Genomic DNA, 14,076 nt, shown 5'->3' on the forward strand with positions numbered 1-14,076 from the left:
TTCCTCCCCGGTCTATTGATCGTTTGTCCCGATCTAACTGTTTATCCTTGATCTGTTCCCCCTTTGCCATATCCCATACGCCTCTCACTTGCCTCCCGCTTAGTTCCCGCCTCTCAGGCGGGAAGTCAGCGGGAAGTGAATGGGAAGTGAATCGGATGAGCCTAAGGGCGAAACCACCCCCAAACCCCCATCAATACAGGACTCTCTCCCCGCGCCTCCATAATATAGTGGGTAACAAAACGGGCATGCGTCAAGCAAAAAATTAGCTCACACAGATTTCGCAGATCGCACAGATTTGGCTCCCGCAGATTCACGCAGATTCGGTTCCCGCAGATTCACGCAGAAAAGAACGCGGATCACGCAGATTCTCTATTCCCATGAATCCGTGAATCCGTTCAATCCGTAAATCCGTATGAATTCCAAATACCCGGCCCAACATTATGTTTCACCCTTACACGCTCCCCCCTTTTCTGTGCCTCTGTGTCTCTGGGTTGGAAAAATCCGAACAATCCGTTCAATCCGTTGCATCCGTAGGAAAAAAAGACCCGGCGGATAACCACCGGGCCTTCATTTACAGGGGTCTGGAATTATTTCAACAGGGTTGTTTTGGTCTGGTAAACCTGGCTGCCTGCCGTCATCACGATCTGATAGACGCCGTTGGAGAGAGTGTCTCCATGGTAGTCGGTGCCGTCCCAGGTGATGCGGTAATTTCCGGCGGCCTTGCTACCCAGCTCAAAGTGTTTCACGATCTGCCCGCGGGCGTTGTAGATCTTGAAGCTCACATTGCTGTCCTTGGCCAGGCTGAAGGGGATGAAGACCACTGGATTGAAGGGGTTCGGATACACGGATTTCAGCTCGGTGACCAGCGGAATTTCCGGGGTGGGGTTGTCGCCCAGGGCGTTGAAGAAAACGCTCACAGGACCGTGAAAGCCCACGGTGCCGTCCATGTCGTTGGTCTGCAGCCAGTAGAAATAGGTGCCGGTCTCGAAAACCTCGGTGTCCTCGAACATGTAGGTCTGCATTTGGGAGCTGTTGGCCGAGGGGATCAGAGGGCTCACGTTCTGGGCTCCGGCGAAGTTGCTGTCGGTGTCGCGGTAGATGTAATAGCCGCGCATCCCGGTCTCGGTCTGGGTAACCCAGGTGAGGGTGATGTAGTTCTGGGCGCTGATGGTGGCGGTGAAGGAGGCCAGTTCCACGGGGTTGACGTCTTCTTCATCGCCGAAGAAGCTGATGTTGTCGAAACGGTTGTTGCCAGTACCCTGTGTGCCAGAGGCTCCATCCAGCACGATCTTGACCATGAAATTGGGGTTGTCGTTTGCGCCAGTAACGGAGGAAAAGTCAACCTCTTTCACTTCCCAAGATGACGCGATGGATGTGAACGTGGTAAATAGGGTGTAGTTTTGTCCGCCGTCCAGACTGTACCAGATGGCCTGGTCGGTGAAACCGGTGCTGGTCCTTTGGGTGGCATAGGTTAAAGTGATGTTCTCGAGGTCTGTAGTATTGACCGTCATGACGAACTCTTTACCGTTATTCACATTGCCAGTTCCACCCTGTGGTACAAATGAGCCACCGTTAACAACATCACCGACCATGGTATTTAAGGTAGTCCCAGTGAATGAAACAGCGTTAGCAAAGGTGTAGGTGAGAAAGCCTGTGCCGTAGTTGGCGGCAACGGGTTGAGTCCAGTTGACTCCTGAACCGGGGGCGCCATCATTAAAATCCCAGTAGAGGAAGGGCACATCGCTGGTTTGGACATAACCGTTTAAAATCACAGTCTTGGTTTCAGCATCGGTGGAGGTGATAGTGATCAGCTCTCCGTCATAGGCGCCTTCGGCCAGGCCGGCTTTGAGGCGCACGTAGATTGTAGTCTCCGCCACATCAAGCTTAGCGGCTGTGAGGACGATGGGGTCGGCCATGTTGGTATCGAAAGCCGTGCCGGTGCCAGTCGAGATTTCGTAGTCAGCAGGAGCGTCCAGACTGATGTTGGCAGTCAGGTAAGTTCCGCTGACGGTGAAGCTCTGTTCGGCTGAAGGGCCGCTGCCTACCATATAGCTGAAGCCACTCAGAGTGGTGGCGCTGACTGTGATCTCGGGATCCGGGATCGCGGTAACAGTGCCGTTGCAGGTAACGGTCTTGTTGTCCGCGCCGCTGGAGGAGGCAGTAATCACTTCACTGTTGTAGTCACCAGCGCTGAGGCCGGCCTTGAGGCGCACGTAGATGGTGGTGGTGCCCACTGTGCCGCCACTCTGGGTGAGGGTGAGGGGATCGGCCATGTTGGCATCAAAGGCCGCGCCGGTTCCAGTCGAGATCTGGTAATCGGTGGGAGCGTCGATGCTGATGTTGGCGGTCAGGTTGCTGCCGCTCACGGTGAAGTTCTGCTCAGCCGAGGGTCCGCTGCCTTCCATGTAGGTGAAACCGGTGAGGGTGTCTGTGCTCAGAGTGATCAGCGGAGAGGTGCTGGTGGTGGTAACTTCGATCTCGTTGGAGTCGCCGCTGGTCCCGTAAGCGTTGTAAGCCCGCACCACATAGTAATAGGTGGTGCCGGCAGTGAGGCCGGTGACGTTGTATGTAAGGACATTGTTGACGTTCAGGTTTTGATATCCGGAGACATAAGTGATGGTCGTGCCACCCGCCATGGTGTGAGAGCCGAGATAAGTAAAGGTGTCTTGGGCGTAGCTGTCCCACTCAGTGGCCAGGGTTGGGAATCCGGATTGACTGGAAGTAACTCCACCGGAAATTGAGCTCTTGCGCACAAGAGTCTTCTCGGCTGTTACGTAAGGATCAGTGCCCCAGATGGTTCCCGGATCTTCGCCGATGCAGCCAAATATATCTGCATATGAACTTGTGGTTTCGTTCCACAATGACAAAGCATCGTTGCCATTATAATTGGCAACGCCAGAGGTTATATCCGCAATAGCCAGGATGGCCGATCCAGCAGAGGAGTTGGCTATCACATAGACATCTTTGTTGGCCAGGTTCCCGGACAACGCCAGCGTGGCTGTGGGGGTTGCTGACCCGCCCGTGTATAAATATACCGTGTAACCGCTCAGATCAACCGCTGCGCCTGTTCCGTTATAAATCTCTATCGCTTTGTTGTTGGAAGTTCCTTCAATGTATTCTGAGAAGAATAGGTCGCTGGCGTTTGTGCCAGCCTGCTTGGTATAGACATCCAAGTAGTAGCCGGTGGCGCCAGTGACCGCGTTCCAGTTGGCTGTGAAACTGGTGTTGGCAACATTCGTGGCTGCCGTGGCGGTAGGAGCATTGGGTGGTGGTGGGGCTGTTACCGTTCCGCTCAGGGAAACAGTCGCATTGGGGGCTCCGGAGGAAGAGCAGGTCACAGTTCCGGTGTATCCTGTGCCAATGGCCAATCCAGCAACCTGGCGTACATATACAGTCGCGGAAACACTACCACCGGACTGAGTGAGGGTCAAGGATGAACCGAAAGTCCCGCCGGAAGTGGAGGAAATTGCGTAGTTTGACGTTACTGAAACTGAAACATTAGCAGTTAGGTTAGAACCCGTTACCGAGAAAGACTGTTCATCCGAGGGTCCGTTTTGGAAAACATAGGTAAAATTACTTAAAGTATTTGGATTGACCACGATGGTCGGGGTAGCAGACATAGCAGTAACTTCAACATCATCAAGGTAGAGAGAGTTACCTGTCCTGTCATAAGCAACAAATTTTAAAACAACATTTGTGCTGGCGTCATTAACTACTGCAGTGAATTGAGCAGCCGTAGTCGTATGGGGCTTTGGGTAAGATGCGATATCTGTAAATGCCCCGCCTCCAACACTTTTCTGAACTTTCATGGATATCTGTGAGGAGGCAGCTGAGCCTTTCATCCAGAATGTAAGAGTTCCAACATTACTCAAGGACGGAAGTTGTAAGTACTTGTTGTTTGCGTTGAAGCCTGCACCATTGGCACCAGGCAAATTACCAATATTGGCAGTTGTATTGAAATAAACGTCTCCGCTCCATCCTGTGGGTAAGGATGTTGTGGAAAAACCTTCTTGAATAAGGTAGGTCTGCGCGAATACAAGCCCCATTGCGAAAATAAGGGACAAGACAAGAAACGTCTTTTTCATAATTCCTCCCAGAAATTACGAGTTCTATATAGTTTTTAAAGATTCTATCTCTCGAATGCCACAATGTGAGGTCTGTGATATTTGGCAAGCTTTTTTTTGGCTGGCGGGAAGATTCTTTCTTAGTGCCTGTGGCGTGGCCACTTGGTGGCCTGGGGTCCAGCGGTCCCTGGAGTCCAGCGAGTTGGCGAGCATGGGCTACAGGAGGAGTGGCGTTTTGATGTTTTAGCGTTTTAACGTTTGGCGAATGAATGCTGGCGTCGATGCTCATGCTTCGCTCGAAGCCAGCGAGCCAGCCCCGCTCCGTCATTCCGGGGTGGGGGCTTTAGCCCCAGGGTCCCCGGAATCCAGACCTTGCGGGAATAGCCAACCCAAGCAGGAGTTATTTGCGGCAAAACAAACTTCCTGCCTGCTCCAGATGCAGCGGCGCAAAGGACTCATGCGAACTCAGCATACAACAAAACAGGTTGCGTATATCCGGAACACCGGTTGAAGCCGGTGTTCTGTTATATTACTCGGCAGGTTCAACATATCATGGTTATAGGCCTGGATTCCGGTCAAGGGAAAAGAATAGGTCGCGGAAAAGCACGGAAAGAGAGAAAATGAGTACAGAAAAATAGAGAGTCAATGGGAACGCGGAAATGCGCTGAAATGAACCTGAAAAACAGGCCAGGTTCCAATAATGCCAAAATTCGTGCAATTTGTGGACAGAGCCTGCTTGGATTCCGGGGCCCCGCATGCTGGCGCACGCTTCCCCGGAATGACAGTATCAGCCTGGTGGCTCATAGAGCTCTGGCGTTGGTGAAAGGCCCGCAGATGTCCGATCCATGGCCTGTCAATTACCGGCCTGAGTCATCGCCTGGACGTCATTCGGACCGCGACGGGACACAGTTGTCTGTCCGTGATTTCCGGCTGGAAAAAACAAGGCTCATGTTCAAATAGAGTGGGTGCAACTGCCGTCATCCCAGCACCGGGGTCCTCGCGGACGAGCGAAGCGAGTTCGTGGGGTGGGATGGCTGAAATCCAGTCAGACATCTTAATGCGCTAACTACTTTATGATCAATTGAGTATAAAGCACTGGATTCAAGCCTGTGCTGCAATGACGGAGCGCTCGGGTTTACCCACCATAAATGAACTTGAGCCGAAAAAACAAAACCCGGCCGTGTGGCCGGGTCTGATCTCAGGTAAAACGAAAAAAAATCTCTATTTCAGCAGCAAGGCCTTGCCGCTGAAGCTGCGCGTCCCCACATCCATCCGGATATGGTAGATGCCGCTGCCGCAGAGGTTTCCGGCGGCGTCGCGGCCATCCCATTCCACGCGCTGCCTTCCAGCCGGGCAGGAACCGGGCTCCAGTTCACGCGCCAGCCTGCCGTGGGCATCAAAGACGCGAAAGACCACCGGGGCGGGCGTTTCCAGATAAAAATCGATGCAGGCGCGGGGATTGAAGGGATTGGGGAAAACGCTGATCAGGCCTGTGGTTTGGGGAATTTCCGGAGTGGTTTGGCCTCCGTTGGTAGTGTAAACCACCGTTACCGGGCCGTGCCAGACGGTGCTGCCGTCCAGATCGACGCTTTGCAGCCAGTAACGGTAGGTGCCGGATTCCGCGAGTTCGGAATCCGTGAAAAAATAGCTGTGGGGGGCGGAGGTATTGGTGGCTAGGATCAGCGGCGAGGCCAACAGCGCGGCGGCGGGATCGGCCTCCAGGCCGCGGTAGAGGCGGAATCCGGCCACTCCGGTCTCGGATTGGGTGGTCCAGTCCAGCCGCACCGTGTTTTCCGCGGTGAGGGTGGCCGTGAAGGAAGAAAGCTCCACCGGCAGGGTGGGAATGTCCTCTCCGGTCACGGAAATATTGTCGATGGCGAAACTGGGGCGATATGTACCAGAGCCGGTTACCAAACGTGATACAAGCCTGATCTGTAACTCTGGCTGGTTATCACACGCCGGGGGCAGGAGAATCGACCTTGACTGCTGGTTTTGGGGGCTTGTGGTACTATTGATCTGTTGCACGGTGTTGTTCTGGTATCCGATGCCGGGCAGGGTGGTGAAATAGCCTTCAGTGCCGATCCTGTATTGCAATGTGGCTTCGTTGATGTGAGTGTAAGTCGGCGGAGCGTATGGATTGCGGATGGTCATGATGTCGTAATCGATCTGGATGTTGCGTTTGCCTCTGGTATCCAGGGCTAAAACGATGGCAATGCAATAGCCTGAGATAGGATCCAACAGACCGATCTTGCCGTTGTAATTATATGTTGTAGATCCATACGAGCTGGCATTTCCCGAAGCAGTAAGGTTTCTGTTATAAGTAGGTGGATCGATGCTGTATTCAGTGCTGGGTGTTGAATCGATCCTCCAACCAGCCATGCCATCCGGCCAGGTGCTGGAGCTGTGGGGCAGGGTGGAAAAGTCTTGTGAATACGGCAGCGGCTGAGGAGTGGGATTGACAGGTTGAGCCAGCAGACAGGACGTCAGCAACATAATGAAAACAAGGGCGATATTGTGTTTCATGGAATTCCTCTCTTTTTTCCTACGGATTCAACGGATTAAACTGATTTTACGGATTTACCTGTTAATAGAGATTGGCGATGCGTTCCCAACGCAGACTGCGTTCGCCAAAGTTGATCACGAAACCGAGTTTCAAGTTTGAAAGCTTAAGATAGTTCAGCACCTGACTCGTGTGTACAGGCAGCATCTTATCGGTCGCTTTCAGCTCCAAGATAATTTTATCAAAACAGACAAAATCCACTTTATAAATCTTATTCAGGGGCAAACCCTTATAGACAACTGGAAACTCCTGCTCCCTGGCGTAGGGTATCGATCGATCCCTCAGTTCGTGCTCCAAAGCTTCAGCATACACGGCCTCCAACAATCCGCAACCCAAATGGTTATGAACTTCCATGCAGGCAGCCAGGATCTGTTCAGTTAAGTCTTCGTATATCAAGCCCATCTATGATACATCCGTATAATCAGTTAAATCCGTTGAATCCGTAGAAAAAAAATCAGTTGCTCCGGGCCCGGTTGAAGAGGATGTTCCACACCCCGCGCCAGAAATATTTCCAGTCGGTGGAGAAAGGCTTGGCCTGCTTGGCCAGGATGTAGCGGCGTTCGGATTCCACGATCTCGTCGAAGGTTTGGGGCAGGTCGGTGTAAAAAGGCGGCATGAGGCCGGGCTTGAGTTGCAGCCGCAGTTCCTGCATGTCCGGTGGATAGAGGGAAAAGTAGTGTTCGCTGAGGGCGCGGACCCCCACCAGCGCAAGGTCGCCCTTGAAGAAGTTGAGCAGCTGGGGCAGTTCGTCGATCCAGAGCGCGCGCAGGATCCGGCCCCAGGAAGTCACGCGGAAATCGTTCTTGAATTTTCCGCCTTCCTGCAGGGCGTTGGCCTGATAGACGTAATCCTGCAAGTATTCGCTGTAAGGATGCATGGTGCGGAGTTTTTTCACGTAGATGGTTCTGCCGCTTTGGCCCAGGCGTTTAAGGCGGATGAGCGGACCGTAGGTGGGATTGGGATCGGTGCGCGGCGGTCTTGATTTTTTAAGGATGAAGTGCATGTGCCCGGCGACCTCGCGCTTGTGGATTAGCTCAAAGCCGCAAAAATAGAAACGGCCGAGCATCTCGGTCTCGGCAAGGGCGCGGTTTTTGCCTTTGGTGAGGGCGAAATACCAGCCCTGCAAAACGGGGAGTTTGGGCATCACGCGGCGAAGGAGGAAATCGCCGAAATAGAGCGGCGCGCCGAGGACGGGGGTGAATTTCTTATGGAATCTTTTACGCCGCTGGGTGATGGTTTGGCCGTGGCAGATGAAAACGCCTCCATCCTGCAGCAGTTCGTTGACTTTGATGAGATAGAGGTTGAGGCGGCGGAAGTCATTGACGCGGTGGAGATTGATGAAGAGCTGATGGGAGTTCGGGGCTTCGTTCTCAATGTTGAAATAGGTTTCGGAATTGAGCACCAGGGTCTGGGAGCGGCAGAAGCGACTGAGCTCCAGATAGTCGTTGAGGAAGGAAAACAGCTCTTCCTGTTTGCCCAAGTAATTCTGCCAGAGGGGGACAAGGATGCTCTCTTCAGGAGCGCACTCGGAATAGGGCGGCGCGTAGCTGCTGTGGTTGAGGGTGGGAATGCCTTCCGGCTTTTGGAGAAAATGGGCCGGGCTCTGCGCCTCCTCCAGGGCTTGGGACCTGGTAACCAGCGGCGTGGCGGCATAGGTCCGGTTTTCCCGGCTGAATTTGAGAGCGTAGAACAGCCCCACGAAGAAAAAGAGTTCCAAGCCCACGCTGCCCAGCATCGTTCCCAGGACAATCATCCGGGAATAGTGGAACTGGTCGAATATGTACATGGCGCCAAAGACGACAGCCGCGGAAAAGAGGTCGCACTGCACTATCTGTTTCACCATTTTGGCGCCGTTGGAGACTTTCTGGAGCAGGTATTTGCCACCCAGGATGCCGCCGATGATCCAGATCAGGACGAAAGCGCCCAAGGAACGCCACCAGACAAAGTCCGCCAGGATGCGCCTTGTGCCATCCCGGATCTTGGCCACGAAAAGGAAGGCGAAGACGACTATCAGGATGTCCAGCAACAGGAGCAGATACTTGGATGACTTGTATTTCATTTTGTTAATAGATTAGGGATGAACAGGATGAAAAGGATCGATGCGATTTTGAAAGTAACTTTCTGGATTTGGATAAGAACCGCTTCAATCTTGCGTGGAAACTTGCCATTACCCCAGTTTCGCTTGGGGCTGTTTCTTAGCTCAAGAAATCCGTAGTCCATTGTAATGTAATAACTCCCATAAATCCACTTCATCCTGTTCATCCCGAGTCTATTATTCTGTAACAATCACTTTCTTGTCGGTATTGAGATAGGTCTTGCGTCTGATTTCAGGCTTGATCCCAAAATTCAACAGCAATCCCACTTCAATATTGGTGGCCCTCAAATAGTTTTGAAGCTGTAGAATATGATCATTCGCAAGGGTTGAAGCCGCTTTCAGTTCGACAATGACCAAGCCTTCGACAACAACATCCGCGAAGTATTCTCCAACAGGAATCCCGCCGTAGTAGACCTTAATCGGATACTGCGCTAATGCTTTAAGACCCTGTTTATTCAACTCATGCACAAAGGCGTTCTCATAGACCTTCTCCAGGAAACCAAAACCTAAGGAATTGTAAACTGTATAGAAGCAGGCAATTATCCTGTCAGTAAGCTCACTAAGAAGCATGGAATCTACGGGGCTGTCCATCATAAATCACTCATCTTGCTACAAAATCCCATAAATCCTCAACATCCTGTTCATCCCTGATCTATTTAAAAAAATCAATCGTGCGCTGGAGGCCTTCACGGAAGTCCACCCGGACCTCATATCTCAGCAGTTCCTTCGCTTTTTCGATCCCCGCCAAGGAATGTTTCACATCCCCCGGCCGCTCGGGTTCGAAGCGCGGCTGGATGTCCTTGCCCAGGATAGCGTTGATCATTTGCACCAGGTCCAGCAGGGTGTAGCGCTCCCCGCAGGCGATGTTGATCACCTCGCCGGCAGCCTTGGCCGCTGTACAGGCCTGGATGTTGGCCCAGACGTTGTTTTCCACGAAGGTGAAGTCCCGGCTCTGGCTGCCATCGCCGTAGATGATGGGCTCCCGGTCCTGCTGGATCAGTTTGATGAACTTGGGGATCACGGCGCTGTACTGCGAGGTGGGGTCCTGGTTGGGGCCAAAGACGTTGAAGTAGCGCAGGGACACGGTTTCCAGGCCATAGAGGCTGTAAAAGACCTGGCAGTAACGCTCCTGGGCGTATTTGGTGAGCGCGTATGGCGACATCGGATTCACCGGCATCGTCTCCACCTTGGGCAGGGTTTCGCTGTTGCCGTAGATCGAGGATGACGAGGCGCAGACGATTCGCTTTACGCCAAATTCCTTGGCCGCTTCCAGCAGGTTGAGCGTGCCCAGGATGTTCACGTCGTTGGAGGTGATGGGATCGTTGATTGAGCGCGGCACGGAAGGCAGAGCGCCCTGGTGCAGGATGTAATCCACGTCCTTGACAGCGGCGCGCACGATGTGGAAAGAGCGCAGGTCGCCCTCGATCATCGTGAGCTGCTGGTCCTTCATCAAGGGCAGGATGTTTTCCCGCTTGCCGGTGGCAAAGTTGTCCAGCACCCGCACTGACTGGCCCTGGTTAAGCAGTTCCCTAACGATGTTGGAGCCGATGAAGCCGGCCCCGCCGGTGACTAAGTATATCATTTATGCCTCGGTTTCCCGCAGATTCACGCAGATAAAAGCGCAGATAAACGCGGATCACTAAAGATTGTTAACATGCCGAATTATGCTGTCTTTCATCGAGTCTGTGTTGAAATTGACCAGATAGCCGAGCTTTATGTTTGCTAATTTCAAATAGGTGAGGAGCTGCTTGTGATGAAGATCGGACAGCTTTTCGACCGATTTCAGTTCAATGAGCACTTTCCCCTCCACCAAGATATCGATCCGGTAAGACGTACCCAGTTCAAGACCCCGATATAGTACATTTATCGGCACCTGAGTCTCAACCGATAATCCCAGGCTCCCCAATTCAAACGCTAATGCTGCCTCGTAGGCTGATTCAAGCAGACCAGGACCCAGCTCATTATGCACTTTGAAACAAGCGCCACGGATCTGATAACCTATATCATTCTCAGTCATTTTGTCCATCAACCTGTATAATCTGCGTTAATCTGCGCTTTTTTTCTGCGATAATCTGCGGGAAACCACTTTTTTAACCTGGTTCTTAGCAGATTGCCAAACCAGCTCCCTCCCCCACAGCAGAAGGTTGTCGTTCCATCTCTGGGGATGGGTGTTTAGCATGATCTGGTCAGGCAGCTTGCCCTCGCGGATGAGTTGGATCAGATGCTGGGTGTTTTTTATCTCGATACAGAAAGATGAATCTACTTTGTCCCGTATGCTGCTATCCACGCTGTTCCAATTGCGGCCGGTGTCGGTTAGGTAAAACACTTTGCTGTAATCAAGGTCAAAATAGGGCTCGCCAATGATCCCTAGTTCCCGATAATCATGCTTTTCCCAGAGGTCCCGGTTGTCCCATTTGGATAGGGGGCTGCCATGCATGCATATTGTTTGTACGGGAACCAGTTCCCTGAGTTTGGCCAGGTTCTTTTGAAAAGAATGCCAGGCCTTGTCGACGTCACCATTGCCAAGGTCCATGTCCTCGTAGTGGTAGCCGATCTCATGGCCCAGGGCGGCAATTTCTTCGATGATCTCCGGTTGGAAGGACTGGGGCACGATCCGGAAGTAATATGAGGCTTTTATACCCAGATCATGCTCGATACGGGCGAAGGCCAGGGAGTTTCGCGGCATCTTGTCCACATCGTGGCGGAGGATGACAGCTCTGGATGCCGGTTCGTTCAGATGGGACCAGAAGGTCTGGAACTTCCGGTTAGTATCTATAAGTGCCCGCATAAGAAAAACGTACGCTTTTACAGTAAAATCTTGGGGCATATAATCGGCCAATTTATGTATGTCAGTAACCAAGGTGCTTCATCTTAATTTTTTGATCCCGCGGGTAGCATCAGCAGTTATAACAATCACTATGCCAAGAGCAGCTCCGATCAGATTAAACACCAGGTCTTTGGGATTCAAGGTCCTGTAGGGCAGTGCCAATTGGATCATCTCAAAGGCGAAAGCACAAGCTATTGAAATTGACGCGTATTTGCATATCGCTTTTGATCTAAAAACGCACTTCTTTCCCCTCTGAGCCAATGTAAAAGGAATCGACAAAACCATAAACGAAAACAGGTGCAGCATGAAGTCCAACCTGGTCATTTGCGCACCTTTAACAACTCGCGTAGTCAAATGCTTGCTTGTCTGATCACTCAGAGGTACGGTATTGATGATCATGAGCAACGTCAGCAAAACCCAGAATGCTATCCTAGCCAATCCTGAATAACCTCCACAACCCGGCTGGCAGTTTTCCCGTCCCAGAACTTGGGCTTCGGTTTGACCATGGTTGGCTGTTGCCCTGCTTCCTGCGCCGCTTCAACAATGCTCTTTACATCGAGTTCAACCAGCCTATTGGTGCCCTCAATAATTGTTATGGGCCTTTCGGTGTTTTCCCTCAAGGTCAGGCAGGGAATGCCCAAATATGTCGATTCTTCCTGTACGCCACCAGAATCAGTTAGTATCAGGCTGGAAGTCATTTCCAGTTTAAGGAAGTCCAGATATCCAACAGGCTCAGTTATCACTATGTTCGGGATACTCTTCAGCAAAGAATGCAAACCAAGCTTCAGGATGTTTTTCTGGGTGCGTGGATGCATGGGGAAAACTAGTTTTTGGTCTCTGCCAATTTCGGCAAAAGCTTTTAGGATGACTGACAAACCCTCCGGATCATCCACATTTGAAGGCCTGTGCAGGGTTATCAGGCAATGTTCATCCGAATCGTGAAGTCCAAGGTCACGTATAATACAAGATTCTTTTGCTTTCTCGAGATGTTCGACAAGAGAATCGATCATGATATTGCCCACAAAATGGATCTTATCCCGTGCTATTCCTTCCTTGCGCAAATTCATATCCGCGTCGGGGGACGGGGTCAGTAATAGGTCGGATACCCTATCGGTAAGCACTCTGTTTATCTCTTCCGGCATCCTCTCGTCGAAGCTTCTCAGGCCAGCTTCCAAATGGGCAACGGGAATCTGAAGTTTTTTTGCCACCAAGGCGCAGGCTATGGTTGAGTTAACATCACCTGCCACGATCACCAGGTCAGGTTTGTTGCCAAACAGCAGATACTCTTCATATCGCTCCATGATCCTGGCGGTTTGCTGGCCGTGTGAACCGGAACCAACCTGCAAATACGCGCTGGGTTCCGGCATCCCCAGATCCTGGAAAAACAGCTTGGACATCTTCTCATCGTAATGCTGCCCGGTATGAATAACAGCAGGTCTATATAGATCCCGGTTGGCCATAAGCGCCCTATAAAGAGGAGCCATTTTCATGAAATTCGGGCGTGCTCCCACGATCAGGTCTAGCGTTGTCAATCAATCTCCACAAGTATATTATCCAACATAGTAAACACCTCTGCTTGCACCTTATCATTCCCCGAAGCTATATCTCTTAATTTGGGGGGATTGTTAATGTAATCAACTATGTCTTCCAACGACCTTGAATGAAACATCAAGCCTTGCTCAACCATAACTTTGTCAACAGATAACAATCTAACCCCAGGGAAAAAACTAACTGATGGTTTACCCAACAAAGCTGCTTCACGGGCAAAAGTACCGGCCCCTGTCAAAACGGCCTGACTGTAATAGCACGCGTCTAGTCCACTGATCTGCTGATCGGGCATATATACGTTAGCATAGCCATTGGCTTGCTTTCGCTCTTCTGGATATCGGGGCAAATATAGAATATGATGATCCTGTAATGAGTGTAGCAGTTCAGGAACTATGGATCTGGTATTAGCTGGCACATAAGAAGCTTTCAGGTTCTCAGGCCTGAGCACCAAAAACTCATCGAAAGGCAGGGATTCTAAAAATGAAGGATCGGGTTTAAAATCTGCTAAATAAATCTGCTCCTTGAAGCCATCATATTGAAAAACCCTAGCAGATCCTTTGGCTTTCAATAAAACATTTTTTACATCAAAAAAGGCAGGAAATATGAAGTATTTTGCAATTTTGTAAACGTGGAATTTATATGAAATGTCATTATCCGTAAAGACGATCGACTGCTTTCTTCTCAGATAGGCAACCAATGATGCTATCTGGCCGCCGATGGAAATACTGACGTCAAATTCGGGGATAGTCTTATGAAGCAGAAAAACCCTGGATACCAAACCCATAGCCTTTTTAAGCTTGGATTTTCCTTTATGGTCACCTAGGACTATCGGGTTCAAACCTTTTGCCATTAGCAGGGGTATGGTCTCGGAAAAGTCTCTCGCCGTAACAAATACTTCATGCTTCTGTCCAAGATGCCGAATTATTGGATGTAGGAAATGAACGTGGGGGGTGTTTGTGATATCAACCCAAATTCTCATGGG

At 51.2% G+C, this 14,076-nt stretch carries 11 protein-coding genes; all 11 read right to left on the reverse strand.

The annotated features are described in order from the left end of the window. Positions 1 to 587: 587 nt before the first annotated feature. The 11 genes from LHW45_00125 to LHW45_00175 all read right to left on the reverse strand — a co-directional run bounded on the left by LHW45_00125 (position 588) and on the right by LHW45_00175 (position 14,073). The gene (locus LHW45_00125) at positions 588 to 3,368 is read right to left on the reverse strand and encodes a lamin tail domain-containing protein (GenBank protein ID MCB5283992.1); all 2,781 of its coding nucleotides are present in this window, start codon (positions 3,366 to 3,368) and stop codon (positions 588 to 590) included. Positions 3,369 to 5,285: 1,917 nt separating this feature from the next. Further along, positions 5,286 to 6,587: a hypothetical protein gene (locus LHW45_00130; GenBank protein ID MCB5283993.1), complete on the reverse strand. Its 1,302-nt coding sequence runs from the start codon at positions 6,585 to 6,587 to the stop codon at positions 5,286 to 5,288. 61 nt (positions 6,588 to 6,648) lie between these two features. Continuing rightward, positions 6,649 to 7,026 carry a GxxExxY protein gene (locus LHW45_00135; protein ID MCB5283994.1) on the reverse strand — a complete coding sequence of 126 codons (378 nt, stop codon included), beginning with the start codon at positions 7,024 to 7,026 and terminating at the stop codon, positions 6,649 to 6,651. 52 nt (positions 7,027 to 7,078) lie between these two features. Next, positions 7,079 to 7,627, reverse strand: a complete 549-nt coding sequence (locus LHW45_00140; GenBank protein ID MCB5283995.1) for a sugar transferase — start codon at positions 7,625 to 7,627, stop codon at positions 7,079 to 7,081. A 1,269-nt stretch (positions 7,628 to 8,896) separates the two neighbouring features. Continuing rightward, positions 8,897 to 9,313, reverse strand: a complete 417-nt coding sequence (locus LHW45_00145; protein MCB5283996.1) for a GxxExxY protein — start codon at positions 9,311 to 9,313, stop codon at positions 8,897 to 8,899. 58 nt (positions 9,314 to 9,371) lie between these two features. Then, positions 9,372 to 10,301 (reverse strand): SDR family oxidoreductase, encoded by a 930-nt coding sequence (locus tag LHW45_00150; protein ID MCB5283997.1) that lies wholly within the window; start codon positions 10,299 to 10,301, stop codon positions 9,372 to 9,374. Between the two features lie 57 nt (positions 10,302 to 10,358). Beyond that, complete coding sequence (locus LHW45_00155; protein MCB5283998.1) at positions 10,359 to 10,736, reverse strand: GxxExxY protein; 378 nt, start codon at positions 10,734 to 10,736, stop codon at positions 10,359 to 10,361. Between the two features lie 27 nt (positions 10,737 to 10,763). Then, positions 10,764 to 11,405, reverse strand: coding sequence for a hypothetical protein (locus LHW45_00160; GenBank protein MCB5283999.1), 642 nt, complete (start codon positions 11,403 to 11,405; stop codon positions 10,764 to 10,766). A gap of 180 nt (positions 11,406 to 11,585) precedes the next feature. Continuing rightward, entirely contained in the window at positions 11,586 to 11,984 is a 399-nt protein-coding gene (locus LHW45_00165) for a VanZ family protein (GenBank protein MCB5284000.1), read from the reverse strand. Next, positions 11,972 to 13,078 (reverse strand): UDP-N-acetylglucosamine 2-epimerase (non-hydrolyzing), encoded by a 1,107-nt coding sequence (wecB, locus tag LHW45_00170; protein MCB5284001.1) that lies wholly within the window; start codon positions 13,076 to 13,078, stop codon positions 11,972 to 11,974. Before wecB ends, LHW45_00165 begins: the two co-directional genes overlap by 13 nt. Next, the gene (locus LHW45_00175; protein MCB5284002.1) at positions 13,075 to 14,073 is read right to left on the reverse strand and encodes a DUF354 domain-containing protein; all 999 of its coding nucleotides are present in this window, start codon (positions 14,071 to 14,073) and stop codon (positions 13,075 to 13,077) included. Before LHW45_00175 ends, wecB begins: the two co-directional genes overlap by 4 nt. Positions 14,074 to 14,076: the final 3 nt, after the last annotated feature.

Source organism: Candidatus Cloacimonadota bacterium, from assembly GCA_020532085.1.
GTDB lineage: Bacteria > Cloacimonadota > Cloacimonadia > Cloacimonadales > Cloacimonadaceae > Syntrophosphaera.